28 protein-coding genes are annotated in these 24162 nt (G+C 66.0%); 18 read left to right on the top strand and 10 right to left on the bottom strand.

What is annotated here, in order from left to right; all coding sequences use genetic code 11:
- Positions 1-16: 16 nt before the first annotated feature.
- Positions 17-751 carry a cytochrome c biogenesis CcdA family protein gene (locus AB7F10_RS03430; protein WP_428557672.1) on the top strand — a complete coding sequence of 245 codons (735 nt, stop codon included), beginning with the start codon at positions 17-19 and terminating at the stop codon, positions 749-751.
- Positions 752-760: 9 nt separating this feature from the next.
- Positions 761-1405, top strand: a complete 645-nt coding sequence (locus tag AB7F10_RS03435; protein ID WP_428557671.1) for an FMN-binding negative transcriptional regulator — start codon at positions 761-763, stop codon at positions 1403-1405.
- 200 nt (positions 1406-1605) lie between these two features.
- Here AB7F10_RS03435 and AB7F10_RS03440 read toward each other — a convergent pair whose 3' ends face one another.
- The 6 genes from AB7F10_RS03440 to AB7F10_RS03465 are packed head-to-tail and all read right to left on the bottom strand — an operon-like array spanning position 1606 to position 7108.
- Complete coding sequence (locus AB7F10_RS03440; RefSeq protein ID WP_428557670.1) at positions 1606-2748, bottom strand: branched-chain amino acid ABC transporter substrate-binding protein; 1143 nt, start codon at positions 2746-2748, stop codon at positions 1606-1608.
- Positions 2749-2805: 57 nt separating this feature from the next.
- Positions 2806-3168, bottom strand: a complete 363-nt coding sequence (locus tag AB7F10_RS03445) for a DUF6867 family protein (protein WP_428557669.1) — start codon at positions 3166-3168, stop codon at positions 2806-2808.
- Between the two features lie 2 nt (positions 3169-3170).
- The gene (locus AB7F10_RS03450) at positions 3171-3893 is read right to left on the bottom strand and encodes an ABC transporter ATP-binding protein (protein ID WP_428557668.1); all 723 of its coding nucleotides are present in this window, start codon (positions 3891-3893) and stop codon (positions 3171-3173) included.
- Positions 3890-4792, bottom strand: coding sequence for an ABC transporter ATP-binding protein (locus AB7F10_RS03455; protein WP_428557667.1), 903 nt, complete (start codon positions 4790-4792; stop codon positions 3890-3892). The genes AB7F10_RS03450 and AB7F10_RS03455 overlap by 4 nt, the downstream gene beginning before the upstream one ends.
- Positions 4792-6189 (bottom strand): high-affinity branched-chain amino acid ABC transporter permease LivM, encoded by a 1398-nt coding sequence (gene livM, locus AB7F10_RS03460; RefSeq protein ID WP_428587100.1) that lies wholly within the window; start codon positions 6187-6189, stop codon positions 4792-4794. The genes AB7F10_RS03455 and livM overlap by 1 nt, the downstream gene beginning before the upstream one ends.
- Before the next feature lies 1 nt (position 6190).
- Positions 6191-7108 carry an ABC transporter permease subunit gene (locus AB7F10_RS03465; protein WP_428557665.1) on the bottom strand — a complete coding sequence of 306 codons (918 nt, stop codon included), beginning with the start codon at positions 7106-7108 and terminating at the stop codon, positions 6191-6193.
- Between the two features lie 170 nt (positions 7109-7278).
- On the opposite strand from AB7F10_RS03465, the gene AB7F10_RS03470 reads away from it, so the two are divergent.
- From AB7F10_RS03470 to AB7F10_RS03480, 3 genes are all read left to right on the top strand, one after another.
- Positions 7279-8088 carry a sterol desaturase family protein gene (locus AB7F10_RS03470; protein WP_428557664.1) on the top strand — a complete coding sequence of 270 codons (810 nt, stop codon included), beginning with the start codon at positions 7279-7281 and terminating at the stop codon, positions 8086-8088.
- A gap of 111 nt (positions 8089-8199) precedes the next feature.
- Complete coding sequence (locus AB7F10_RS03475) at positions 8200-8817, top strand: hypothetical protein (protein ID WP_428557663.1); 618 nt, start codon at positions 8200-8202, stop codon at positions 8815-8817.
- 45 nt (positions 8818-8862) lie between these two features.
- Entirely contained in the window at positions 8863-8994 is a 132-nt protein-coding gene (locus AB7F10_RS03480) for a hypothetical protein (protein WP_428557662.1), read from the top strand.
- 71 nt (positions 8995-9065) lie between these two features.
- On the opposite strand, the gene AB7F10_RS03485 is transcribed toward AB7F10_RS03480, so the two are convergent.
- Both AB7F10_RS03485 and pcaD read right to left on the bottom strand, forming a co-directional pair.
- Positions 9066-9449, bottom strand: coding sequence for a carboxymuconolactone decarboxylase family protein (locus AB7F10_RS03485; protein ID WP_428557661.1), 384 nt, complete (start codon positions 9447-9449; stop codon positions 9066-9068).
- A 5-nt stretch (positions 9450-9454) separates the two neighbouring features.
- Positions 9455-10234: a 3-oxoadipate enol-lactonase gene (gene pcaD, locus AB7F10_RS03490; RefSeq protein WP_428557660.1), complete on the bottom strand. Its 780-nt coding sequence runs from the start codon at positions 10232-10234 to the stop codon at positions 9455-9457.
- A gap of 115 nt (positions 10235-10349) precedes the next feature.
- On the opposite strand from pcaD, the gene AB7F10_RS03495 reads away from it, so the two are divergent.
- The 5 genes from AB7F10_RS03495 to AB7F10_RS03515 all read left to right on the top strand — a co-directional run bounded on the left by AB7F10_RS03495 (position 10350) and on the right by AB7F10_RS03515 (position 15338).
- The gene (locus AB7F10_RS03495) at positions 10350-10997 is read left to right on the top strand and encodes a polysaccharide deacetylase family protein (protein ID WP_428557659.1); all 648 of its coding nucleotides are present in this window, start codon (positions 10350-10352) and stop codon (positions 10995-10997) included.
- Positions 10998-11003: 6 nt separating this feature from the next.
- Positions 11004-11450, top strand: coding sequence for an SRPBCC family protein (locus tag AB7F10_RS03500; protein WP_428557658.1), 447 nt, complete (start codon positions 11004-11006; stop codon positions 11448-11450).
- 187 nt (positions 11451-11637) lie between these two features.
- Positions 11638-12111 (top strand): (2Fe-2S)-binding protein, encoded by a 474-nt coding sequence (locus AB7F10_RS03505; protein ID WP_428557657.1) that lies wholly within the window; start codon positions 11638-11640, stop codon positions 12109-12111.
- Between the two features lie 57 nt (positions 12112-12168).
- Positions 12169-14532, top strand: a complete 2364-nt coding sequence (locus AB7F10_RS03510) for a xanthine dehydrogenase family protein molybdopterin-binding subunit (protein ID WP_428557656.1) — start codon at positions 12169-12171, stop codon at positions 14530-14532.
- Between the two features lie 11 nt (positions 14533-14543).
- On the top strand, positions 14544-15338 hold the full coding sequence (locus AB7F10_RS03515) for an FAD binding domain-containing protein (RefSeq protein WP_428557655.1): 795 nt from the start codon (positions 14544-14546) through the stop codon (positions 15336-15338).
- Positions 15339-15492: 154 nt separating this feature from the next.
- On the opposite strand, the gene AB7F10_RS03520 is transcribed toward AB7F10_RS03515, so the two are convergent.
- Positions 15493-16545 (bottom strand): diguanylate cyclase domain-containing protein, encoded by a 1053-nt coding sequence (locus AB7F10_RS03520; RefSeq protein WP_428557654.1) that lies wholly within the window; start codon positions 16543-16545, stop codon positions 15493-15495.
- A 59-nt stretch (positions 16546-16604) separates the two neighbouring features.
- Complete coding sequence (locus tag AB7F10_RS03525) at positions 16605-17126, bottom strand: VOC family protein (RefSeq protein ID WP_428557653.1); 522 nt, start codon at positions 17124-17126, stop codon at positions 16605-16607.
- 142 nt (positions 17127-17268) lie between these two features.
- Here AB7F10_RS03525 and AB7F10_RS03530 point away from each other — a divergent pair, with 142 nt between their 5' ends.
- From AB7F10_RS03530 to AB7F10_RS03565, 8 genes are all read left to right on the top strand, one after another.
- Entirely contained in the window at positions 17269-18189 is a 921-nt protein-coding gene (locus AB7F10_RS03530; protein WP_428557652.1) for an AAA family ATPase, read from the top strand.
- 4 nt (positions 18190-18193) lie between these two features.
- The gene (locus AB7F10_RS03535; RefSeq protein WP_428557651.1) at positions 18194-19396 is read left to right on the top strand and encodes a vWA domain-containing protein; all 1203 of its coding nucleotides are present in this window, start codon (positions 18194-18196) and stop codon (positions 19394-19396) included.
- 25 nt (positions 19397-19421) lie between these two features.
- Positions 19422-19754, top strand: a complete 333-nt coding sequence (locus AB7F10_RS03540; protein WP_428557650.1) for an XdhC family protein — start codon at positions 19422-19424, stop codon at positions 19752-19754.
- A gap of 2 nt (positions 19755-19756) precedes the next feature.
- Positions 19757-20476, top strand: a complete 720-nt coding sequence (locus AB7F10_RS03545; protein WP_428557649.1) for an XdhC family protein — start codon at positions 19757-19759, stop codon at positions 20474-20476.
- Positions 20473-22095, top strand: a complete 1623-nt coding sequence (locus AB7F10_RS03550; RefSeq protein ID WP_428557648.1) for an NTP transferase domain-containing protein — start codon at positions 20473-20475, stop codon at positions 22093-22095. The genes AB7F10_RS03545 and AB7F10_RS03550 overlap by 4 nt, the downstream gene beginning before the upstream one ends.
- Positions 22096-22157: 62 nt before the next feature.
- Positions 22158-22559 carry a DUF4189 domain-containing protein gene (locus tag AB7F10_RS03555; RefSeq protein ID WP_428557647.1) on the top strand — a complete coding sequence of 134 codons (402 nt, stop codon included), beginning with the start codon at positions 22158-22160 and terminating at the stop codon, positions 22557-22559.
- Between the two features lie 142 nt (positions 22560-22701).
- Positions 22702-23373 (top strand): TetR/AcrR family transcriptional regulator, encoded by a 672-nt coding sequence (locus AB7F10_RS03560; RefSeq protein ID WP_428557646.1) that lies wholly within the window; start codon positions 22702-22704, stop codon positions 23371-23373.
- Between the two features lie 7 nt (positions 23374-23380).
- The gene (locus tag AB7F10_RS03565) at positions 23381-24160 is read left to right on the top strand and encodes an HlyD family secretion protein (protein WP_428557645.1); all 780 of its coding nucleotides are present in this window, start codon (positions 23381-23383) and stop codon (positions 24158-24160) included.
- The last annotated feature ends 2 nt before the right edge of the window (positions 24161-24162 follow it).

Consider the following 24162-nt stretch of genomic DNA (forward strand, 5'->3'; position numbering starts at 1 on the left):
GCGCATGTAGCGGGCCATGGCCTCCGACGTCTCGATCTACGCCGCCCTTCTGGCGGGCATCGTCAGCTTCCTGTCCCCTTGCGTGCTGCCGCTGGTGCCGCCTTATCTCGTTTATCTCGCCGGCACCTCGCTCGAACGCCTCGCTGCGGGCGAAGCGGGGCCGCGCGCCCGGCGCGACACGGTGATCGCCGCGCTGCTGTTCGTGCTCGGCTTCTCGACGGTGTTCATCGCGCTGGGCGCCAGCGCCAGCGCCATCGGCGGGCTGATCCGCGCCTGGTCCGGGCCGCTCGCGACCATCGCGGGCATCATCATTATCGTGATGGGCCTGCACTTCCTCGGCATCACGCCGATCGCCTGGCTCAACCGCCAGATGCGGGTGGAAACGGCGAAGCCCGTCGGGCTGTGGGGCGCCTACCTGATGGGGCTTGCCTTCGCCTTCGGCTGGACGCCCTGCATCGGGCCGATCCTCGCGACCATTCTGGCGGTCGCGGCGTCGGACCGCACCGTCGGGGAGGGCGCGCTGCTGCTCGCGGTCTATTCGGCGGGACTTGGCATTCCGTTCCTGATCGCGGCCTTCGCCGTCGAGCCGTTCGCGGCATTTCTTGCGCGGTTCAAGCGGCACCTGCACCGTGTCGAGCAGGCGATGGGCGCGCTTCTGGTGCTCACCGGCATTGCCTTTCTCACCGGGACCATCAGCGAAGTAAGCTTCTGGCTGCTCGAACTATTCCCGGCACTCGGCAAGATCGGCTAAACTGGTGACATGTACCAGCCGCCGCTGTTCCGCGAAGACGACCTTGCCGTTCAGCACGAGCTGATCCGCGCGCGTCCATTCGGCTTCCTGGTGACGCTCGCTTCGACCGGGCTGACCGCCAATCCGCTGCCCTTCGTGCTCGATGCGAGCGCCGGTGAACGCGGAACGCTGCGCTGTCACGTCGCGCGCGGCAATCCGCTGTGGAAGGATTTCGATGCGACGCACGGCGCGCTGGTGATCTTCTCGGGGCTCGACCGCTACATCACGCCGTCGTGGTATGCGACCAAGCGCGAGAGCGGCAAGGTGGTGCCGACCTGGAACTACGCCGCCGTTCATGTCTATGGGCCGCTCATCGTGAAAGACGACCGCGACTGGCTCGCAGGCCATGTCGCGGAACTGACCGCGCAGCAGGAGCGGCCGCGGCAAGCGCCGTGGGCGGTGTCGGATGCGCCGGCGCCGTTCGTCGAAGGTCAGTTGCGCGGCATCGTCGGTCTCGAAATTCCGATCGTGCGGCTCGAAGGCAAATGGAAGATGAGCCAGAACCGCACAGCCGCCGACCGCGCCGGCGTGATCGAAGGACTCGGCACGGAGCCGGACGCGGAGGCCGTGGAGCTTGCGGCGCTGATCAAGGAGCGCAACCGCGAGCGGTCGTAGAACTGACTCTCCGAACCGTATCCCCACTTCGCTCATTCCCGCGCAAGCGGGAATCCATCTTTACAAAATGGACGCATCGTTTGAGTCGTGGACCCCCGCTTTCGCGGGGGTGAGCGGTTGTTGGGTCGCGCCTTGCGTCTCCCCCAAAATGAAAAGCCCGCCGGTGAGGCGGGCTTTCCGATTCAACCGCTGCGCGGCGATTACATCTGCTTCGAGCAGTCGTTGTTCGGGCACTCGAAGTAGGTGATCTTGCCCTGCGGGTTCTTCTTCCAGATGTACATCACGTAGTCGAGCTTGGTGATGTCACCCTTCTTGTCATAGGAGAGGTCGCCCAGCACGGTCTTGAACTTCATGCCGGAGTGGATCTTCTCCGCGACCTTCTTGGGGTCGAGCGACTTCGCGGCGGTGGCCGCCTGCGCGATGACCTGCACGCTCGCATAGCTGTAGAGCGTGTAGGCTTCCGGCTCGAACTTCTTGGCGCGGAACTTCTCGACGACCGCCTTGGCCTGCGGGTTCTTGCGCGGGTCGGGGCCGTAGGTCATCAGCGTGCCTTCGACGCCCGGACCGCCGATGGCGGCGAACTCGTCGGAGGTGATGCCGTCGGCGCCCATCAGCGGCGCCTTGACGCCCTGGTCGCGCATCTGGCGCACGATCGCGCCGCCTTCGGTGTGCAGACCGCCCCAGTAAACGAGGTCGGCGCCGGCCTGCTTGATCTTGGTCACCAGCGCGGAGAAGTCCTTCTCGCCGGTGTTGACGCCTTCATACAGAACTTCCTTCAGGCCGCCCTTGTTCATCGCCTTCTTGGTCTCGTCGGCGAGGCCTTTGCCGTAGGTCGTCTTGTCGTGGACGACGGCGACCTTCTTGCCCTTGAAATGCTTGAGGATGTAGGCGGCGGCGACCGATCCCTGCTGGTCGTCACGGCCGCAGGTGCGGAAGATGTTCCACATGCCGCGCTCGGTGACCTGCGGGTTGGTCGAGGCCGGGGTGATCTGCAGGATGCCGTTTTCCTGGAAGGATTCCGAGGACGGCATGGTGACGCCGGAGTTGAAGGCGCCGACCACGAACTTCACGCCGTCACCGGCGAATTTGTTGGCGACCGACACGCCCTGCTTGGGATCGGAGACGTCGTCGCCGATCTGCAGTTCGATCTTCTTGCCCATGATGCCGCCGGCCGCGTTGATGTCGGCGACGGCCTGTTCCGCGCCGTTCTTGAGCTGCGCGCCGAACGCGGCGTTCGGGCCGGTGATCGGACCCAGAACGCCCATCTTGACCTGCGCCATGGCGGTGCCGCCGAGCGCTACGCTGATGCCCAGCGCAAGGCCGAGCGTCGTCAGTTTTTTCATCCCACAACTCCTGTCGGTTGACCCGGAAATCACAAGGCGAATTGGCGCAATGGTATCTTAGGCGCCGTTTCGGCGCCAGCGGAAGCGGCCGGCGGGGCTGTTAAGCCAGTGATATTGCCGCACCATCTGGTTAACCCGCATGACGCGGAAGCCGGCGAAGCCGATCGCGAGGCAGAACGCGAGATCGACCAGATAGTAATGCGGCGACAAGAGGGTGCCGTCGAACAACGAGAAATGGATGAAGCGAACCGCCGCCGCCAGCACGAGCATGTAAACGGCGACCTGCCAGGCCGGCCGCCAGGTGCCGGCAATGGCCCGGCCGGTCAGCCAGGCGCCGCCGCCGCCGAGCGCGAGCGTGACCAGCACGAACACACCGAAGGAATTCTCTTCATAGAGAACGTGGGCGAGGTTGATGTCCATCCTCAGTGCCTCCCGCCTTCGAGATAGGCAGCCTGGATCTCCGGCCGCGCCAGCAGGTCCGCTCCCGACCCCGACAGCGTGATCTGCCCGTTGACCATGACGTAGCCGCGGTGGGCGAGCTTGAGCGCGTGGAAGGCGTTCTGCTCGACGAGGAAGACGGTCAGCTTTTCCTCCCGGTTGAGCATGCGGATGGCGTCGAAGATCTGCCGCACGATCAGCGGCGCGAGGCCGAGCGAGGGCTCATCGAGCAACAGGAGACGCGGGCGGCCCATCAGCGCCCGGGCGATCGCCAGCATCTGCTGCTCGCCACCCGACAGCGTGCCGCCGCGCTGCGCGATGCGCTCCTTCAGCCGCGGAAACAGTGTGAGCACGCGCTCGAGGTCCTGGCTGAAATGCGCAGGGTCCGACGTGGTCGCGCCCATCTGCAGATTTTCCAGCACCGTCATGCGCGAGAAGATGCGGCGGCCCTCCGGCGACTGCGCGAGCTTGAGCCGCGCGATCTCGTGGGTCGGCAATTGCGTGATGTCGTGGCCGGCGAAGGCGATCGTGCCTTCGCGCGCGCGGGGATTGCCGCAAATGGTCATCATCAAGGTCGACTTGCCGGCGCCGTTGGCGCCGATCAGCGTGACGATCTCGCCATCCTCGACGTCGATATCGACGCCCTTCAGCGCCATCACCCGGCCGTAGAAGGTCTTGACGCCGCGCACGGTGAGGAGGGCGGTCATATGCCGGCCTCCGCTTCGGCCTTGGCGACGTCCTTGTCCTCGACGCCGAGATAGGCCGCGATCACCTTCTGGTCGTTGCGCACATACTCCGGCGTGCCGTCGGAAATCTTGACGCCATAGTCGAGCACGACGATGTGGTCGGAAATCCCCATCACCACGCTCATGTCGTGCTCGATCAGCAGGATCGAGGTGCGATCCTCGTTGCGGATCGTGAGCAGCAAGTCGTTCAGCTCGGCGCTCTCGCGCGGATTAAGCCCGGCCGCCGGCTCGTCGAGGCAGAGCAGCACCGGGTCGGTGCACATCGCGCGCGCGATTTCGAGGCGGCGCTGCGCGCCATAGGGCAGATCGCCGGCCGGGTCGTCGGCGCGATCGATCAGGCTAATGCGCTCGAGCCAGGCCTTGGCCTTTTCGATGGCCGCTTGTTCGGCGACCGTGTAGGAGGGAATGCCGAAGATCCCGGCGAACGAGAAGCCCGAAGCGAGCATCAGCGGGTTGTGCTGGGCGACCAGCAGGTTTTCCAGCACCGTCATGCCGGCGAACAGCCGGATGTTCTGGAAGGTGCGGGCGACGCGCGCCTTATGCGTCACCAGATAGTCCGGCATGCGTTCCAGCAGATAGACCGCGCCGTCGCCATAGGACGTCCAGCGCGCGCCGCTTTCGGTCAGCGCATCGAGATCGCTCCAGGACGATGGATCGCCGTGGACGAGCGCCATGCGTCCGGCGGTCGGCTTGTAGAAGCCGGTGATGCAGTTGAAGACGGTGGTCTTGCCGGCGCCGTTGGGACCGATCAGCGCGGTGATCTCGCCGCCGCGTACGTCGAACGACAGGTCGTGAACGGCGACCAGCCCGCCGAAGCGCATGGTCAGATGCTCGATACGCAGAATGGGGGCGGCCGTCATCAGCCGTGTCCCTGGCCGACGAGATCGCTCGCGATCGCCTTGCGCTCTTTCAGGAACACCGACGGCTCGCGCGTCGAGATCAGCCCGCGCGGCCGCCAGATCATCACCAGCACCATCGCAAGGCCGAAAATCAGCATGCGGTACTGCGTCGGGTCGAAGTCCTGCCCGAACACGTATTTGAGGAAGTCGAGCTCACGCATGATCTCGACGCCGCCGACCATGACGATCGCGGCGATGGCGACGCCGATCTGGCTGCCCATGCCGCCGAGCACGACGATGGCGACGATGGTGGCGGACTCCAGGAACGTGAAGGACTCCGGCGAGATGAAGCCCTGCCGCGCGGCGAAGAACGAGCCGGCGAAGCCGCCGAACATCGCGCCGATCGAGAAGGCGGTGAGCTTGGTGTTGGTGGTGTTGATGCCGAGCGAGCGGCAGGCGATCTCGTCTTCGCGCAACGCTTCCCACGCGCGGCCGACCGGCAGACGGCGCAGCCGCACGGTGACGAAGGCGGTGAGCAGCGCAAGCCCGAGGATCACATAATAGAGAAACAGCGTGCGGTAGACCGGCGTGAACTCGAGGCCGAACAGCGCGGCGAAGCCGTCGTCGTTGGCGGTGAAGGGGATGCCGAAAAAGGTCGGGCGCGGGATCGAGCTGATGCCGGCGTAGCCGTTGGTGAGATCGACCCAGTTGACCAGCACCATGCGGATGATCTCGCCGAAGGCGAGCGTGACGATGGCGAGATAGTCGCCGCGCAGCCGCAGCACCGGAAAGCCGAGGATGATGCCCCAGAACGAGGACAGGATGCCGGCGAGCGGCAGCAGAATCCAGAACGAGAAGCCGAAATTCTTGGCGAGCAGCGCGTAGGAATAGGCGCCGACCGCGTAAAAGGCGACGTAGCCGAGGTCGAGCAGGCCGGCGAGGCCGACCACGATGTTGAGGCCCCAGCCGAGCATGACGTAGATCAGGATCTGGATGCCGAAATTGTCGATCCATTTGGTCGCGCCGGTCCAGCCCGCGCCGTAGATCGCGACGACCGGATAGACCAGCAGGAAGCCGATCGCGAAGGGCATCAGGCGGCGGCGCCAGACGCCGGCCGCGGTGGTGCTGGCGCGCGGCCGCGCGGCCGCGCGGCGGCGGGCGCGCCACGGCGCGATGACGAGATCGTAGACGAGGCGCGAGAGGCCCGCGATCGCCACCATCCAGAACAGCAGCGACCAGCGCGTCTCGAGGACGAGTTCGTTGCGGATGTTCTGGACGGTCTGGAAACCGATCAGCGGCAGAAACAGCGCGAAGGCGAGTGCGGTGGTGACGCCGGCCTGCCTTAGCGCATGGACGACGTCGACAGGTGCGGCCCGCCCCGCTATCGGCTCGCCAATGCCGTCGCCTTGCGCGGTCATGTCAGACCTTTTCGACGTCCGGGCGGCCGAACAGGCCTTGCGGCAGGAAGATCAGCACGATCGCCAGCACCGAGAACGAGGCGACATCCTTGTAGTCGATCGAGAAATAAGCCGACCACATGGTTTCGATGATGCCGATCAGCAGGCCGCCGACCACGGCGCCCGGCAGCGAGCCGATGCCGCCGAGCACGGCGGCGGTGAACGCCTTGACGCCGGGTGTGAAGCCGTCGGCGAAGTTCACGACGCCGTATTGCACCATGTACATGGTGCCGGCGACCGCTGCGAGCGCCGCGGCGATGACGAAGGTGATCGAGATGGTGCGGTCGACGTTGACGCCGACCAGCGCCGCCATCTTCTGATCCTGCTCGCAGGCGCGCTGGGCGCGGCCGAGCGACGTGCGAGCCACCAGATACCAGAACGCCATGAGCAGCACCGCGGTGACGCCCCAGATGATGATCTGCTTGTAGGACAGAGTGACCGGGAAGGTGTCGCCGTGCAGCAGCACGAAATCGCCGCGCACCAGCGGCGGCAGTGACTTGTTGCGCGGGCCTTGCGTCACCTGCACGAAGTTCGACAGGAAGATCGACATGCCGATCGCGGAAATCAGCGGGGCGAGGCGGAACGAGCCGCGCAGCGGGCGATAGGCGAGGCGCTCGATCACCCAGTTCACCACCGAGGTGAACACCATGGCGATCAGCAGCACCAGAAACAGGATGACGGCGATGGAGCCGATGCCGAGCCAGGCGGTGAGGAACAGGAAGGCGACCACCGCGATGAAGGCCGACACCATGAAGACGTCGCCGTGGGCGAAGTTCACCATGCCGATGATGCCGAACACCATGGTGTAGCCAATGGCGATCAGCCCGTAGATCGAGCCGACGGTGATGCCGTTGATCAGCTGCTGAAGAAAGACTTCCATGGCTCGGGTGTCATCCCCACGCCGCCCCGGCCGGCGGCTCCCGATGCCAGTCTTAACAGGCGGATTTCCGCGCGGCAACGCGAGGGGCGCGTTCCCCCACGGCGTTCCCTCTTGTCAAATCATCGCAATTTGCTGTTGTGGGTGGCGGAGTGCCGCCACGGGAATGCGCGATGTCGCCGACTGCGGAACTGACGATCCGGATTGCCTGCGCGGTGACGGTCTTTGCCATCATGGCGCTGTGGGAGGCGACCGCGCCGCGCCGCAGAATGGTGGCCGGGCGGCGGGCGCGCTGGCCGGGCAATTTCGGAATTTTCCTGATCGATATTGTCGCAGTCCGCCTTCTGGTGCCGACAGCGGCCGTCGGTGTCGCGCTGGTCGCCGCCGAGCGCGGCTGGGGCCTGTTGCACAACCTGCCGCTGCCGGTCTGGGTTCAATTCGTGGCCGGGTTTCTCGCGCTCGATCTGATCATTTATCTCCAGCACCGCGTGTTTCACGCGGTGCCGGTGCTGTGGCGGGTGCATCGCATGCATCACGCCGACGTCGATGTCGACGTGACGACCGGCAACCGGTTCCATCCGATCGAAATCTTGCTGTCGATGGCGATCAAGATCGCGGCGGTCGTGGCGCTCGGCGTGCCGGCTGTCGCCGTCGTGGCGTTCGAGGTCGTGCTCAATGCGAGTTCGATGTTCAACCACAGCAATGTCGCGCTGCCGGCGCGGCTCGAACCGCTGGCGCGCTGGCTGATCGTCACGCCGCAGATGCATCAGGTGCATCATTCGGTCGAGCGCGAGGAGACCGACAGCAATTTCGGCTTCAATCTGCCGTGGTGGGACCGGCTGTTCCGCACCTATCGCGCCGCGCCGAAGGCGGGCGAGGAGGGTGTCGTCATCGGACTCACGGAATTCCGCGATCCGCGCGAGCGCGGCGTGATCTCGTTGCTGACGCAGCCGTTCCGCAACGCACGCGACCCCGCCCGTTAATGATGAACGCGGGGGCCAACGCGCTTAACGGGTAAGGTAAAGTTTCGGTTTGCTTTGAACTTCGCATTTGAAGCGCTTACTCCGGCACATGACTTTGCAGGAGGAACGCTCATGAAGCGCATTTCCGGAATCTCCGCGACGATGGTGCTCGCTGTCGCCGCCTATTTCGCCTTCACCTGGGGCATGGATGCCTGGCGGGTGTTCACGTCGCCGACCTTCGGCCTCGACGACGCACTTGCCTCGCAGGTCGTGTTCGCGCTCGGCCGTTATCTCGGTCTCGCGCCGGCCGGTCTCATCAAGCTCGGCGCCGTGTTTGGCGCGCTGAAGGGCACCGTCGCTGTGGTCTGCGCGCTGCACGTCGTCGATCGCCTGCGCAGCCTGTTCCGCGGTTCGCCCAATCTCGAGGTGGCGCAGGCCGGTTTCGTGCTGGCGGTGCCGATCTGCGCGGTGGCGCTGCTGCCGATGATCGTCCAGCACAATCCCGACATGCTGCGTGATTACGCGGTCGACCTCGCGCTCGCGGGCGTCGCCGCCGCGCTTGCCGGCAGCGGCCGGGCGGTCGCGAAGACCGTTTCCCCGAAGAGCCTCAAGAATTTCAACCTGATGACCTTCGAGCCGGCCTCGGCGGGCGCGAAGCCCGTGAAGCCCATCGATCTCGCGACGTTCGACGCGCGGGATTACGTGCCGAAGACGCTGCCCGCGAGGCCGGGCTCGCGTCTCCACGCCTGACGAACAGCGGCGCTTGCGCGCCGCGCGGACGAAGGAGCGCTCGTCATGGTGGACCGGCTGATGGCGCTGGTGATTTTCTGGGGCATGCGCTGCGGCGTCGCCTGGGTGATCGCCGACCAGTACGCCAAGTTTGTGAATGAGAAGCTTGTGGCGGTGTCGCGCGCGTTCAACTTCTGATCGCGCGGGATGCCGGAAGGGGACGACAAGGCGGGCGGGGTGCCCGCCTTGTTTTTTTATTTGTTCACTTCTTACTTGTTCACTTCGGCGATGACGCCCGCCGCTTCCTTGAAGGCGTGATTGGCAGCCGGCACGCCGCAATAGATCGCCTGCTGCATGATGATTTCCTTGATGTCGTCGCTCGTGAAGCCGCCTTCGACCAGCGCCGCGCGCACATGCATGCGGAACTCCTCCCACTTGTCGAGCGCAATCATGGTGCCGATCACGAGGACGCGGCGGGTGCGGTCGTCGAAATGCGGCCGCGTCCAGATCTCGCCCCAGGCGTAGCGGGAAATCAGGTCGAGGAATTCCGCGTTGAAGGCGGTCTTGTTCCTGGTCGAGCGGTCGACCCATTCATTGCCGAGCACCTGACGGCGGCGCGCGGTGCCCTTGTCGAAGCGTTCCTTGTCGTCCATCGGCGTCAGCTCCGCAGGAAGTCGAGCACCGTTTTCGTATAAACCGCCGGCTGCTCGATGTTGGAAATGTGGGAGGCGTCGATCGCGGCGAGCTTCGCCCCCGGAATGGCCTTTGCGATCTGCTCGCCGGCCACCGGCGGCGTCGCGGGATCGTGCGTGCCGACGATCACCAGCGTCGGCGCGGTGATGGTCGGGTTGGAGGCGGTGAAGTTCATGTCGCGGATCGCCTCGCAGCAGGCGATGTAGCCATCCGGATTGCTGCCGAGAAACATCTCCGTCATGCGCGCCATCGCCTGCGGATTCGCCTCGCGGAAGCCTTTGGTGAACCAGCGCTCCATGTTCGGGCCGACGAGCTGGGCGAGACCTTTCTCGCGGACGAATTTGATACGGTCGATCCAGCCGCTCTTGTCGGCATAGTTGTACTGCGTGTTCGACAGAATGAGCTTGCCGATGCGGTCGCGCGCATGGGCGCCGAGCCATTGCCCGACCATGCCGCCCATCGATAGGCCGCACCAATGCGTCTTGTCGATCTTCAGCGCGTCGAGGATCGCAAGCACGTCGCGGCCGAAACGTTCCATCGAATAGGGGCCGGGCGGCGAGCCGGACTGGCCGTGGCCGCGCCTGTCGTAACGCACGACACGGAAATGCTGCGACCACGCCGGCACTTGGTCGTCCCACATATGCAGGTTGGTGCCGAGCGAGTTCGACAGCATCAGCGCCGGGGCATTGTCCGGCCCGGTGACCTCGACATTGATCGGACAGCCATCGGCATCGATTTTCGGCATCGGCATTTCCCCTGCAAGGCGCGTTTTGAGTTGGCCGCACTTTATGTGGCCGCATAGCTGCCGCCAACCCTGAGGCCTTGCGGGAGACGCGGAAATCGGCTGCAAGCTTGCCGTTATGTTCGATCTGACGCTGACATTCGACAACGGGCCGGAGCCGGAAACGACGCAGCAGGTGCTCGACGTGCTGGCGCGGCGCGGCATCAAGACGACGTTTTTCGTGATCGGCGAAAAGCTCGCGATGCCGGGACGCCGCGCGCTCGCCGAACGCGCGCATGCGGAAGGCCACTGGATCGGCAATCACACCTGGACGCATTCGGGACCGCTCGGCGCGCGCGGCGGCGATCTCTCCGACAGTGAAATCGGCCGCACGCAAGCCACGCTCGGCGGGCTTGCGCACGCGCATCGCTATTTCCGTCCGCAGGGCGGCGGCGGCAAGCTCGGGCCGCATCTCCTGACCGCCGGCAACGCCGACTACCTAGCGCATGGCGGCTATACATGCGTGTTGTGGAATTCGATCCCGCGCGACTGGGACGACGCGGAGGGCTGGATCGGGCGCGCGATGGACCATGTGCGCGCGCAAGCCTGGACGCTGATGGTGCTGCATGACGTGCCGTCGGGCGCGATGCGCCATCTCGACCGTTTTCTCGATATGATCGGCGAGGCCGGTGGCCGGCTGCGGCAGGACTTTCCACCGGATTGCACCCCGATGGTGGACGGGATAATCACCGGAACGATGGCCGGGCTGGTGTCGAGCAGGGAGTAGACGACGATGGCGATGACGATGACGGGCGAGTATCAGCTGGCCGCGAGCCGCGAGAAAGTCTGGGCCGCTCTCAACGACGCCGAGGTGCTCAAGCGCTGCATCCCCGGCTGCGAGGAACTGAACAAGGTGTCGGACACCGAGTTCCAAGCGGTCGCAACGCAGAAGATCGGCCCGGTGAAGGCCCGCTTCAAAGGCAAGGTGAACCTGACCGACCTCGATCCGCCGAACGGCTACAGGATCGTCGGCGAGGGCGACGGCGGCATCGCCGGCTTCGCCAAGGGCGGGGCGACGGTGGCGCTGGTCGACAAGGACGGCGGCACGCTGCTCACCTACAATGTCGAGGCCCAGATCGGCGGCAAGCTCGCCCAGCTCGGCCAGCGGCTGGTCAACGGTGCGGCAAAGAAGGTCGCGGACGACTTTTTCCGGAAGTTCGCCAACGAGTTCGCCGGCTGAGGGGCCGGCTGCGCGCGCCTTCTGCCCCAGTCATTCCCTGGACGCCCCTTGACCCCCCTTTTGTGCGGGTTCAGACTTAGGGGTGTTCCAAACTGGAAAAAAACCTTCGAATTTCGGCCGGGTCGGCCGGGCTCTTCCGGTGGAACCGGAAAAAGAGGCCGTTTGACCCGCATTTTGGGAGATGCCCATGCCGGCTGTGTCCATGACCGTGAACGGGAAAACCGTGTCCGGCGACGTCGAACCCCGCACGCTGCTCGTTCAGTTTCTCCGTGAAAACCTTCGCCTGACCGGCACCCATGTCGGCTGCGACACCTCGCAGTGCGGGGCCTGCGTCGTTCACATGAACGGCGTCGCCGTGAAGTCCTGCACCACGCTCGCGCTGCAGGCCGAAGGCGCGCAGGTCACCACCATCGAAGGGCTCGCGCCGAACGGCGCCCCGCTGCATCCGATGCAGGAGGCGTTCCGCGAGAACCATGCGCTGCAGTGTGGCTATTGCACGCCCGGCATGATCATGACCGCGGTCGACATCGTGCGCCGCAAGGGCAACGAGCTCGACGATCACACGATCCGCGAGGAGCTCGACGGCAACATTTGCCGCTGCACCGGCTACCACAACATCGTGAAAGCGGTGGCGGCGGGCGCCAAGGCGATGGCGAAATAGCCGTCGCTGAAAAGACTTCGGGAGGAAGCTGCCAGAAGCGCGGAGAGGGAGGTTGTCATGTCTGCGACCGGAATCGGCGCGGCGGTTCGCCGCAAGGAAGACATCCGTTTCATCACGGGCAAGGGCCAGTACACCGACGACGTGACGCGGCCGGGTGAAACCCGCGCGGTGTTCGTCCGCTCGCCCCACGCGCGCGCGAAGATCAAGACGATCGACGCCTCCGAGGCGATCAAGATGCCGGGCGTCGTCGCGGTGCTGACCGGCGCCGAACTCGCCGGCGACAAGATCGGCAACCTGATCTGCGGCTGGATGATCCATTCCAAGGACGGCTCGCCGATGAAGATGGCGGCGCATCCGGCCATCGCCGCGGGCAGTGTCAATCACGTCGGCGACGCGGTCGCGGTCGTGATCGCGGAGACGCAGGCGCAGGGGCGCGACGCCGCCGACAAGGTGAAGGTCGATTACGAGGTGCTGCCGTCGGTTACCGATCCGGCGAAAGCGCAGGCCAAGGGCGCGCCGCAGATTCACGACGAGATCGCCAGCAACACGATCTATCAGTGGCATCTCGGCGATGCGAACGCGACCGAAGCCGCGTTCAAGGCGGCCAAGCACGTCACCAAGATCGATCTCGTCAACAATCGCGTCATCCCGAACGCCATCGAGCCGCGCGCCTCGCTCGCCGAATACGACGCGGGCAACGACAGCCTGACGCTGTGGAACACCTCGCAGAACCCGCACGTCGCGCGGCTCGTCATCGCCGCCTTCGTCGGCATGGCGCCGGAGCACAAGCTGCGCGTCATTGCGCCGGATGTCGGCGGCGGCTTCGGCTCCAAGATCTTCATCTATCCGGAGGAGGTCGTCTGCCTCTGGGCCGCGCGCAAGGTGCGCCGCCCGGTGAAATGGACCGCCGACCGTTCGGAGAGCTTCGTCACCGACGCGCATGGCCGCGACCACGTCACCCACGCCGAAATGGCGTTCGACGCGGAAGGCAGGATCACCGCGCTGCGGGCCAAGACCATCGCCAATCTCGGCGCCTATATGTCGACCTTCTCGTCGTCGGTGCCGACCTATCTCTACGCCACGCTGCTGTCGGGCCAGTACGCGATCCCGAACATCTATTGCGAGGTCGACGCGGTCTACACCAACACCGTGCCGGTCGACGCCTATCGCGGCGCGGGACGCCCCGAGGCGACCTTCGTGGTCGAACGGCTGGTCGAGGTCGGCGCGCGCCAGATGGGCATGGACCCGGCCGATCTGCGCAAGCGCAACTTCATCAAGTCGTTCCCGCACCAGACGCCGGTCATCATGGCTTATGACGCCGGCGACTATCTCGCCTCGCTGAAGAAGGCGATGGAGATCGCGGACGTCAAAGGCTTCAACAAGCGCAAGCGTGAATCGGCCCGCCACGGCAAGCTGCGCGGCATCGGTTACTCGACCTATATCGAGGCCTGCGGCATCGCGCCCTCGCAGGCGGTCGGCTCGCTCGGCTGCGGCGTCGGCCTGTGGGAGTCCGCGGAAGTGCGCGTCAACCCGACCGGAAGCGTCGAGGTGCTGACCGGCACCCACGCGCACGGGCAGGGCCACGAGACGACCTTCGCGCAGCTCGTGTCGGAGCGGCTCGGCATTCCGTTCGAGAACGTTTCCATCGTGCACGGCGACACCGACAAGGTGCAGTTCGGCATGGGCACTTACGGCTCGCGCTCAGGCGCGGTCGGCATGTCGGCCATCGTCAAGGCGCTCGACAAGATCGAAGCCAAGGCGAAGAAGGTTGCGGCCTATATGCTCGAAGCCTCCGAGACGGACATCGAGTTCAAGGACGGCAAGTTCACCGTCGCGGGGACCGACAAGTCGGCCGCCTTCGGCGACGTCGCGCTCAACGCCTATATCGCGCACAAATTCGCCGGCGCCGATCTGGAGCCGGGCCTGAAGGAAGGCGCATTCTACGACCCGACCAACTTCACGTTCCCGGCCGGCTGCCACATCTGCGAGGTCGAGATCGACACCGACACCGGCGCGACCGAGGTGGTGAACTGGACCGCGGTGGACGACTTCGGCACCGTCATCAATCCGATGATCGTCGAGGGTCAGGTGCATGGCGGCATCGCGCAGGGCGTCGGCCAGGCGCTGCTCGAAGGCGCGGTCTACTCGAACGACGGCCAGCTCCTGAGCGGCTCGTTCATGGACTACACCATGCCGCGCGCCGCCAACCTGCCGTCGTTCCATGTCGGGCTGACGGAGACCAAGGCGCCGTCCAACCCGCTCGGCATCAAGGGCTGCGGCGAGGCGGGCGCGATCGCCGCGCCGGCCGCCGTCATCAATGCGATCACCGACGCCGTCGGTTCCGAAGACATTCCCATGCCGGCCACCGCGAGCGCGGTCTGGTCGGCGCTGCAGCGTTCGCGCGGCAGCAAAGCGGCTTAACGGAGAGACCCATGTACAACTTCACCTTCCATCGTCCCGGCACCGTGCGGCAGGCCGCGAACCTGCTCGGCAAGAACCCCGAGGGCAAGATCCTCGCCGGCGGGCACTCGCTGCTGCCGGTGATGAAGCAGCGGCTCGCGCAGCCTTCGGCGCTGATCGATCTCTCCAAGGTCGAGGGGCTGAACGCCATCGAGCACAAGGGCCGCTCGGTGACCATCGGCGCGATGGCGACGCATTTCGAAGTCGCGAATTCTCCGGTGGTGAAGGAAGCGATCCCGGCGCTCGCCGCGCTCGCCGGCAGCATCGGCGATCCGGCGGTGCGTCACCGCGGCACCATCGGCGGCTCGCTCGCCAACAACGATCCGAACGCCGATTATCCGGCGGCCTGTCTCGGCCTCGGCGCGACGATCATCACCAACAAGCGCCGCATCGCGGCGGACGACTATTTCACCGGCATGTTCTCGACCGCGCTGGAGCCGGACGAGATCATCACCAAGGTGTCGTTCCCGGTGGCGAAGAAGGCGGCCTACGAGAAGTTCCGCCACCCTGCTTCGGGCTTTGCGCTGGTCGGCGTGTTCGTGTCAAAGCGCGGCTCGGACATCCGCGTCGCGGTGACGGGCGCGGGTGCGAACGGCGTGTTCCGCGTCAAGTCGTTCGAAGAGGCGCTGAAGAAGCGCTTCGCGGCGAAGTCGATCGAAGGGCTGACCGTGCCGGCAAACGGCATGTCGAGCGACATTCACGCCGGCGCCGAATACCGCGCGCATCTCGTCGCGGTGATGGCGAAGCGGGCGCTGGCGAAGGCTTAAGCTTCGCGACGGCTGCGTTCTCTCGTCTGTCGTCCCGGCCGCCCAGCTTGGGAGGGCCGGAACCCATAGCCTCCGATTCAGCGATTACGACAGGCGATAGTGACTATGGGTTCCCGCCTTCGCGGGGACGACGACGATATTTGCGGTCTGCGCCCTAGCAGGCTCGCGTTGCCTTTGCGCGTGCGTGGCCCGAATCGAACCAGCGGAACGCGTTTTTTCCAGCGGACTTGGCGGCATAGAGCGCGGCGTCGGCGCGCTGGAAAATCTCCCCCGGCGCACAACCGCCGATCCACGCGATGCCGACCGAAGCGCCGATGGTGAAGCGTTGGCAGCGCGATGTCACAGGACGGCTCATCGTTTTGACGATATGGGCGGCGATCGCCGAGACATGAGGCTTGTCGGACGCGGGACCAAGCAGCACCGCGAACTCGTCGCCGCCGATGCGGGCGACCGTCAGCCCGTCCGGACAGGCGCGCGAGAGCCGGCGCGCCACTTCGGACAGGCATTCGTCGCCGGCCGCGTGACCGAGCGAGTCATTGACGTCCTTGAAGCCGTCGAGGTCGATCAGCAAGAGAGCGCCGCCGGGATCGGCTGTCTCGCACATCTCCGCCAGCTTCGACTGGAACAGGCTGCGGTTGGTGAGGCCGGTCAGCTCGTCGACTTCGGCAAGATAGCGCAGCCGGTCCCACCTGGCTTTCTCTTCGGTGATGTCCTGCTTCATGCCGAACAGGCGGACCGGGCGGTTGCCGGCGCAGTCGACGACCGCGGTGATCCTGATCCAGCGTTGAATGCCGCGCGCCGTGACGATGTCGGCGTCGAGGTTGAAGCCTTTGCGTTGCGCGAGCGACTCGCTCCGGATTTTTTCCAGCGCCTCGAGCGAGCGGACGGAATAGCGGGGCAGGGTCTGCTTGCGCACCAGTGGCGACGCGCGTTCGATGCCGAACATGTCGTAGGTGCCGCCCGACCATTGCAGGGTTTCGGTGGTCAGGTCGCATTCCCACATGCCGAGACGCGCGGCGGCCGTCGCGCGCTCGAAGGTTTCGCGGCTACGGGCTTCTGTTGCTTCATAGTCGCGGATGACACGAGCCTGCGCCTCGACCAGCTCAGTCAGGCGGGCAACGGCTTCGGCCGTGGATTCGTGGGAGTAGGGATCGATGCCGGCAACGTCAGGCGCGCCAGCCCGATGTAATCCGCGCGCTTTCGGCATCCGAGTCCTCCGATACGGTCGGAGCTTAGGACGTGCGGATTAACAGATTATTCCCGAGGTTATCGCTCGAGTTCCTTCAGCAGGTCGTGCAGGTCGAGCGGGCGGGTGAACATCTCAAGCGAGCCGTCGCCCTTCTGCGGCCACTGGTCCTTTGGGCGGTCCCAGTACAGCTCGACGCCGTTGTCGTCGGGATCGCGCAGATAGATCGCCTCGGAGACGCCGTGGTCGCTCGCGCCTTCGAGCGGGATGCGCGCCGCGATCAGGCGCTGCAGCGCGTCCGCCAGGAGCTTGCGGGTCGGGTAGAGGATCGCGGTGTGGTAAAGGCCGGTGGTGCCGGGCGCGGGCGGCGAGCCGCCCTTGCTTTCCCAGGTGTTGAGGCCGATGTGGTGGTGGTAGCCGCCGGCCGAGATGAAGGCCGCGCCGGCGCGGCGATAGGTCTCGGTGAAGCCCAGCACGCCGACATAGAAGGCGAGCGCCCGGTCGAGGTCCGCGACCTTCAGGTGGACGTGACCGATCCGCACGCCGGCATCGATGGTCGGCATTCCGGCGGCTTGCCCTTCGAGAACCTGGGTGTTCGGCATGGCTGGACCCTTTCGGTTAAGACCTTCGTTTGAAATGCAAAATTGGCGCGGCCGACCTGCAAGGCCTATATGTATGGGGCTCCCTGAACCGGTTAAAGTGTCAAAAAGGGTACCGGTTCGCGTAGAAAAAGGCTCTAGACGAATGCCGACGACACCGCTGCCCGGCAGCATCGACGCCACGCTCTCGCTGCTCGGCAAGGCCGACTATATCGCCGACCGGTCGCTCGCGACGGTGCTTTATCTCGCCATGAAGATGGAGCGGCCGATCTTCCTCGAGGGCGAGGCGGGCGTCGGCAAGACCGAGATCGCCAAGGTGCTGGCCGCGACGCTGGGGCGCAAGCTCATTCGTCTGCAGTGCTACGAGGGCCTCGATATCTCCTCCGCTGTCTACGAGTGGAACTACGGCGCGCAGATGATCGCCATCCGGCTGGCCGAGGCGGAGGGCGAGGGTGACCGCAGCCGCATCGAGCACGACGTGTTTTCCGAGCGCTTCCTGATCAAGCGGCCGCTGCTGCAGGCGCTGGAGCCGGACGCCGCCGGCGCGCCGGTGCTGCTGATCGACGAGCTCGACCGCACCGACGAGGCTTTCGAGGCGTTCCTGCTCGAAGTGCTGTCCGACTATCAGGTGACGATCCCGGAACTCGGCACTGTGAAGGCGGCGCATCCGCCGATCGTCGTCATCACCTCGAACCGGACCCGCGAGGTGCATGACGCGCTGAAGCGCCGCTGCCTCTATCACTGGGTCGGCTATCCAAGCGCGACGCGCGAACTTGCGATCCTGCGCGCCAAGGTTCCGGGCGTGCCGAAGAAACTGTCGGAGCAGGTGGTCGCCTTCGTGCAGGCCTTGCGCAAGGAAGACCTGTTCAAATCGCCCGGCGTCGCCGAGACGCTCGACTGGGCCGGCGCGCTGACGGAGTTGAACGCGGTGGCGCTCGACCCGGCGACGGTGTCCGACACGCTCGGCGTGCTGTTGAAGTATCAGGACGACATCGCGCGCATCGACGGCACCAGGGTCAAGCAGCTCTTGGACGAGGTGAAGTCGGAGCAGCGGGCGGCGGAGTAAGGCGATGAGCGAACAGCCCGGCACGCTCGCCGACAACATCCTCTACTTCGCGCGCGCGCTGCGCGTTGCCGGGCTGCCGGTCGGGCCGGGCGCGGTGCTCGATGCACTCAACGCCGTGCAGGCCGCCGGCATCTCGACCCGCGACGATTTCTACTGGACGCTGCATGCGGTGTTCGTGAAGCGGCGCGAACATTCGATCCTGTTCGACCAGGCGTTCAAGATCTTCTTCCGCCGTCGCGGCTATCTCGACAAGCTGCTGGCGGCGATGTTGCCGGAAACATTGCCGTCGGCGCCGCAGCCGCCGCCACCGGGCGCGCAGCGTATCCAGGAAGCGCTCTATGCCGGCATGAACGCGAAGGACCGCGACGAAACGGAGGTCGAGGTCGACATGCGGCTTACGGTGTCCGACCGGGAAGTGCTGCAGAAGAAGGATTTCGCCCAGATGAGCGCGGCGGAGATCGCCGCCGCCCGCGACGCCATCGCGAAACTCAGGCTGCCGCTCGATCGCGTCAAGACACGGCGGCTCGCGCCGCACCGGCGCGGCCAGATGATCGATCTGCGCCGCACGCTGCGCGCCAGCATGAAGGCGGGCGGCGCGGTGATCGACCTGAAGTATCTCGGCAAGCGCGAGAAGGAGCCGCCGATCGTCGCGCTCTTGGATATTTCCGGCTCGATGAGCCAGTACACGCGGCTGTTCCTGCATTTCCTTCATGCGGTGACGGATGCGAGGAAGCGGGTGACGACGCTGCTGTTCGGCACGCGGCTGACCAACGTGACGCGGGCCTTGCGCGAGCGCGATCCCGACGAGGCGCTGATGGCGTGTTCGGCGCACGTCACCGACTGGTCGGGCGGCACCCGCATCGCGTCCTCGCTCCACGCCTTCAACAAGCACTGGGCGCGGCGGGTTCTGACGCAAGGGGCGGTGGTTCTGCTCATCACCGACGGGCTGGAGCGCGACGGCGACGACACGCTGGCTTTCGAGATCGAGCGGCTGCACAAATCCTGCCGCCGTTTGATTTGGCTCAATCCTCTGCTACGTTTCGAGGGGTTCGAGGCGCGTGCCCGAGGGGTGCGCACAATCCTCCCGCATGTTGACGAACTGCGGCCCATTCACAATCTAGAATCGATGACGGAACTGGTGCGCGCGCTGTCCGGCGAGGCGGACGCCGCGCACGATCCGAAACTCTGGCTCTCCAAAGTAGCCTGACAATTCTGCCCGACGGAGGCGAACCATGACGACGACCGTGTCACGCGACGAAGACATCCTTAAAGCCGCCGAGGACTGGCGCAAGGCCGGCCGCGGCGTGGCGCTTGCAACCGTGGTCGAAACCTGGGGCTCCGCGCCGCGCCCGGTCGGCTCCAATCTGGTGATCGACGAGGACGGTAATTTCCTGGGGTCGGTGTCCGGCGGCTGCGTCGAGGGCGCGGTCATCACCGAGGCGCTCGACGTGATCGGCAGCGGCAAGCCGAGGACGCTCGAATTCGGCGTCGCCGACGAGACGGCGTGGAAGGCTGGGCTGTCCTGCGGCGGCACCATCCGCGTCTATGTCGAGAAGGTGGACTGATCGTGCGGCTCGATCTCATCAAGACGCTGAACGAGGAACGCGGCGCCCGCCGCGCCGTGGTGGTCGTCACCAACACCGACAGCGGCGAGCAGCGGCTGGTGAAGGCCGCCGACGTGGCGAAAGACCCATTGCGTGAGCTGCTGGAAAAACATCTGCGCAGCGGCAAGAGCGGCATGGAAGAAACGCCGCAGGGCAAGGTGTTCCTCACGGTGCATGTGCCGTCGCCGCGGCTCGTCATCACCGGCGCGGTGCATATCAGCCAGACGCTGGCGCCGGTGGCGTCCTTGCTCGGCTATGACGTCACCATCGTCGATCCGCGAACCGCCTTCGCGACACCGGAGCGGTTTCCGGAGGTGAAGGTGCTGGCGGAATGGCCCGACACGGCGCTGCCGCCCCTGAATGTCGACCGTTACACGGCCTTCGTCGCGCTCACGCACGATCCCAAGATCGACGATCCGGCATTACTCCACGCGCTGCAGCGCGAGTGCTTCTACATCGGCGCGCTCGGCTCGAAAAAGACGCATGGCCGCCGTGTCGAGCGGCTCAAGGGGCAGGGCCTGTCCGATGAGGTGATCGGGCGCATCCATGCGCCGATCGGACTCGATATCGGCGCGGTGTCGCCGGCCGAGATCGCGGTCGCCATCATGGGCGAGATCACGCTGCGGCTGCGCAAGGACAGCGGCGAGGGCGCCGGCGCGCGCAAGACCGGAGTGGCGGCATGAAGTTCGGCCCGCTGCCGCCTGAGGACGCGCTCGGCGCGACCGCGGTGCATTCGATCCGCAAGGGCGATCTCGTGCTGAAGAAAGGCACCAAGATCGGACCCAAGGAGGTCGCGGCGCTGAAGGCGGCGGACGTCGCCGAGATCGTGGTGGCGCGGCTCGAGGACGGCGACGTGCCGGAAGACGTCGCCGCGGCGGAAATCGCGCAGGCGGTTGCGGGCGACGGCGTGCGGCTCGACCGCGCCTTTACCGGGCGCTGCAATTTGTTTGCTGACGCGGCCGGCGTGCTGGTGGTCGACAAGGACGCGATCGACCGGCTCAACCGCGTCGACGAGGCGGTGACCTTCGCGACGCTGCCGGCGTTCAAGCCGGTGGTCGAAGGCGAGATGATCGCCACGGTGAAGATCATTCCCTTCGCGGTAAGCGAGAAGGGCCGCGACGCGGCGCTCGCCGCGACGAAGACAACGACGCCGCTGGTGCGCGTCGCGCCGTACAAGATCGGGAAGGTCGGCGTTGTCTCGACGCTGCTGCCGGGGCTCGCGCCGAAAGTGATCGACAAGACATTGAAGGTGACGGCCGAGCGTCTCGCGCCGGCCGGTGCGACCATCATTGCCGAGAAGCGTGTGCCGCACGAGCAGGCGGCGCTGGCGGCGGCGATCGACGACATGCTGAAAGCCGGAGCGGAGCTCGTGCTGGTGTTCGGCGCCTCTGCCATCGCGGATCGCCGCGATGTCATTCCCGCAGCGGTCGAGCAGGTCGGCGGCACGCTCGAGCATTTCGGCATGCCGGTCGATCCCGGCAATCTGATGCTGGTGGCCTCGGCGCAAGGCCGGCCCGTGCTCGGCGCGCCGGGCTGCGCGCGTAGCCCCAAGGAAAACGGCTTCGACTGGATCCTGATGCGCTTGCTCGCGGGGTTGCCGGTGCAGCGCGAGGACATTACCGGCCTCGGCGTCGGCGGCCTGCTGATGGAAATCGTCACGCGGCCGCAGCCGCGCGACAAGGAGAAGGCGGAGACGGCAAAGCCGATCGCGGCGATCGTGCTCGCAGCGGGCCGCTCGACGCGGATGGGCGCGGTCAACAAGCTGATCGCGGATATCGGCGGCAAGCCGCTGGTGCGTATCGCGGCCGAGCAGGCGCTTGCCTCGAAGGCGCGGCCGGTGATCGTCGTTACCGGGCATCAGCGCGAGAAAGTCGAGGCCGCGCTCAAGGGTCTCGATGTGTCGGTCGTGCACAATCCGGATTACGCCGATGGCCTCGGCACCTCGTTGCGCACCGGCATCGCCGCGGTGCCCGCCAATGCCGACGGCGCGATCATCTGTCTCGGCGACATGCCGCAAGTCGACGCCGGCCTGATCGACAAATTGCTTGCCGCGTTCGATCCCGAGCGCGGCGCGCTGGTCGTGGTGCCGGTGATCGACGGCAGGCGCGGCAATCCGGTGGTGTGGTCGCGCCGTTTCTTCAACGACCTGATGAATGTGCAGGGCGATGTCGGGGCGCGTTACCTGATCGGCAGCTACGGCGAGGCCGTCGCGGAAGTGCCGGTCGATTCGGCGGCCGCGCTGACGGACGTGGACACTCCCGAGTCGCTATCGGCGGTCAAGGCGGAAATCGAACGCGCCTGAGATTCGAATCATTGATCGGGCCTGCGACTCACCGCTTATTTCGCGGCAGGAGCTGAGGCCACATGAGCGACGTTGCTACCCCGGCATTGCGCGCCCTCGTCGTAGGGGCGCTTCTGATTGCGACCACGGCCGTCATGGTCGTGACGGTCGCGACCGCGCGCGCCGCCGGTGCGCTGGCGGTCGGCTCCTGCGGCGCCTACGGGCAGGCGTTCGATTTCCCGACGCTCGCCTCCGCGCGGCAGAGCGCGTTGTCGCAGTGTCAGGGCGGGGGCTGCGAGATCGTCGCGGAAGTCACGCGCGGCTGTTCGGCCTTCGCGGTCGACGGCACCAATCCCTGCGGCGCGCACGGCTGGGCCTCCGGACCGCGGCTCGGCCGCGCGCAGAACCAGGCGCTGAAGTCCTGCTACAAGCAGGGCGGCAAGGACTGTGTGATCCGCACCTTCCTGTGCGACGCCAAGGGCTAAGGGCGGCACCGCCGCCGGTTTTTCGGCCGTAAGCGCCGGCTCTTTCTCCGTTCTTTTGCTCTTAAATTTGGTTCTTGGCCGGGCGAACGCCTTGTGCTAGATATGACTGACTGGTCAGTCATATTGGCAAACAGAGCGCAGCGTGGCGAAGAAACCAAGCACGACGGGCAGGGGTAGGCGGAAACCGTCCGCCAGCCGGAGCGCAGCGGCGCCCTCCGCCGCCGGCCCGGCCGCCGTTCCGGGAAAGCGCGAGACGATCCTTGCCGCCGCGCTCGAGGAGTTCTCCGCCCGCGGCTTCGCCGACACCCGGCTCGACGACGTGGCCAGGCGCGCCGGCGTCGCCAAGGGCACCATCTATCTCTACTTCCGCGACAAGCAGGACCTGTTTCAGGAACTGGTGCGCGGCATGCTCACGCCGGTCGTCGGCAACATCGCGGCGATGGGCGCGGCGGACGTGCCGATACACGTGCTGGGCGAGCAGATTGCCGAGATGTTCGCGCGCGAGGTCTACAACACGCACCGGCGCGACGTGATCCGGCTGATGATCGCGGAGGGGCCGCGCTTTCCCGAGCTGGCCGAGTTCTATTACCGCGAGGTGCTGTCGCAGGTGATGACCGCGATGCGGGCGCTGCTCGAACGCGCCGCCGCGCGCGGCGAGGTGTCGGGCGATCTCGCGCGTTTTCCGCAGATTGTCGCCTCCGCCGGCGTCGTCGCCATCGTCTGGAACGGTCTGTTCGAGCGCTTCGCGCCGCTCGATGTCGAGGCGATGATGAAAGCTCACATGAATCTGCTGTTCCCCAAGAAGCCGTCATGAGGACGTCATGAGTGCGTCGATGCGAAATCTCTGTATGTCCGCAGCGCTCGCCAGCGCCTTGGCGCTCGGCGCTTGCGGCAAGAAGGGTGACGAGGCCCTGCAAGGCTGGGTCGAGGCCGACTTCATTTATGTCAGTTCCGACGAGGCCGGCCGCGTCGAGACCTTGAGCGTGCGCGAAGGCGACAAGGTTGCGAAGGGCGATCCGCTGTTTTCGCTCGACGACGACCTGCAGAAATCCGACGTCACCGTGCGCGAGGCGGCGGTGACCAATGCCAAGCAGGCTTTCGAGCGCGCGAGCGACCTGCTCAAGAGCGCGGCCGGAACGCAAAAGAACTATGACGACTCCCAGGCTGCGTTGCGTACGGCGGAAGCCAATCTCTCATGGGCGGAAACCCGGCTGAAGCGCCGCAGCCAGTCGAGCCCGGTCGAGGGCACCGTGCATCAGGTCTACTACCGGATCGGTGAAACCGTGCCGGCGACGCGCGCCGTCGTCGCCGTGCTGCCGCCCTCGAACATGAAAATCCGCTTCTTCGCGCCGGAAGGACGGCTGCCGACCATCGCGATCGGCGACAAGGTGAATGTCTCCTGCGACGGCTGCGAGAAGGATCTGACCGCGACGGTCAGTTTCATCGCGAAAAACGCCGAATACACCCCGCCGGTGATCTACAGCATGGAGGAGCGGGCGAAGCTGGTCTTCCTGATGGAAGCCAAGCCCGACAAGCCGTCGGCCTTCCGCGTCGGGCAGCCGGTCGGCGTCGCGCTGCAAAGCGCCGGAGCGCCAAAGTGAGC

It is taken from the genome of Pseudolabrys sp., from assembly GCF_050250095.1.
GTDB lineage: Bacteria > Pseudomonadota > Alphaproteobacteria > Rhizobiales > Xanthobacteraceae > Pseudolabrys.

Bases quoted from the DNA above. Each gene is read 5' to 3' on its own strand.
- AB7F10_RS03520 (WP_428557654.1), bottom strand. From the start codon at position 16,545: ATGCCGAAAGCGCGCGGATTACATCGGGCTGGCGCGCCTGACGTTGCC.
- AB7F10_RS03470 (WP_428557664.1), top strand. From the start codon at position 7,279: ATGTCGCCGACTGCGGAACTGACGATCCGGATTGCCTGCGCGGTGACG.
- AB7F10_RS03510 (WP_428557656.1), top strand. From the start codon at position 12,169: ATGTCTGCGACCGGAATCGGCGCGGCGGTTCGCCGCAAGGAAGACATC.
- AB7F10_RS03515 (WP_428557655.1), top strand. From the start codon at position 14,544: ATGTACAACTTCACCTTCCATCGTCCCGGCACCGTGCGGCAGGCCGCG.
- AB7F10_RS03445 (WP_428557669.1), bottom strand. From the start codon at position 3,168: ATGGACATCAACCTCGCCCACGTTCTCTATGAAGAGAATTCCTTCGGT.
- AB7F10_RS03565 (WP_428557645.1), top strand. From the start codon at position 23,381: ATGAGTGCGTCGATGCGAAATCTCTGTATGTCCGCAGCGCTCGCCAGC.
- AB7F10_RS03525 (WP_428557653.1), bottom strand. From the start codon at position 17,126: ATGCCGAACACCCAGGTTCTCGAAGGGCAAGCCGCCGGAATGCCGACC.
- AB7F10_RS03495 (WP_428557659.1), top strand. From the start codon at position 10,350: ATGTTCGATCTGACGCTGACATTCGACAACGGGCCGGAGCCGGAAACG.
- AB7F10_RS03550 (WP_428557648.1), top strand. From the start codon at position 20,473: ATGAAGTTCGGCCCGCTGCCGCCTGAGGACGCGCTCGGCGCGACCGCG.
- AB7F10_RS03430 (WP_428557672.1), top strand. From the start codon at position 17: ATGGCCTCCGACGTCTCGATCTACGCCGCCCTTCTGGCGGGCATCGTC.
- pcaD (WP_428557660.1), bottom strand. From the start codon at position 10,234: ATGCCGAAAATCGATGCCGATGGCTGTCCGATCAATGTCGAGGTCACC.
- AB7F10_RS03485 (WP_428557661.1), bottom strand. From the start codon at position 9,449: ATGGACGACAAGGAACGCTTCGACAAGGGCACCGCGCGCCGCCGTCAG.
- AB7F10_RS03455 (WP_428557667.1), bottom strand. From the start codon at position 4,792: ATGACGGCCGCCCCCATTCTGCGTATCGAGCATCTGACCATGCGCTTC.
- AB7F10_RS03480 (WP_428557662.1), top strand. From the start codon at position 8,863: ATGGTGGACCGGCTGATGGCGCTGGTGATTTTCTGGGGCATGCGCTGC.
- AB7F10_RS03440 (WP_428557670.1), bottom strand. From the start codon at position 2,748: ATGAAAAAACTGACGACGCTCGGCCTTGCGCTGGGCATCAGCGTAGCG.
- AB7F10_RS03465 (WP_428557665.1), bottom strand. From the start codon at position 7,108: ATGGAAGTCTTTCTTCAGCAGCTGATCAACGGCATCACCGTCGGCTCG.
- AB7F10_RS03450 (WP_428557668.1), bottom strand. From the start codon at position 3,893: ATGACCGCCCTCCTCACCGTGCGCGGCGTCAAGACCTTCTACGGCCGG.
- AB7F10_RS03505 (WP_428557657.1), top strand. From the start codon at position 11,638: ATGCCGGCTGTGTCCATGACCGTGAACGGGAAAACCGTGTCCGGCGAC.
- AB7F10_RS03435 (WP_428557671.1), top strand. From the start codon at position 761: ATGTACCAGCCGCCGCTGTTCCGCGAAGACGACCTTGCCGTTCAGCAC.
- AB7F10_RS03540 (WP_428557650.1), top strand. From the start codon at position 19,422: ATGACGACGACCGTGTCACGCGACGAAGACATCCTTAAAGCCGCCGAG.
- AB7F10_RS03530 (WP_428557652.1), top strand. From the start codon at position 17,269: ATGCCGACGACACCGCTGCCCGGCAGCATCGACGCCACGCTCTCGCTG.
- AB7F10_RS03535 (WP_428557651.1), top strand. From the start codon at position 18,194: ATGAGCGAACAGCCCGGCACGCTCGCCGACAACATCCTCTACTTCGCG.
- livM (WP_428587100.1), bottom strand. From the start codon at position 6,189: ATGACCGCGCAAGGCGACGGCATTGGCGAGCCGATAGCGGGGCGGGCC.
- AB7F10_RS03555 (WP_428557647.1), top strand. From the start codon at position 22,158: ATGAGCGACGTTGCTACCCCGGCATTGCGCGCCCTCGTCGTAGGGGCG.
- AB7F10_RS03475 (WP_428557663.1), top strand. From the start codon at position 8,200: ATGAAGCGCATTTCCGGAATCTCCGCGACGATGGTGCTCGCTGTCGCC.
- AB7F10_RS03500 (WP_428557658.1), top strand. From the start codon at position 11,004: ATGGCGATGACGATGACGGGCGAGTATCAGCTGGCCGCGAGCCGCGAG.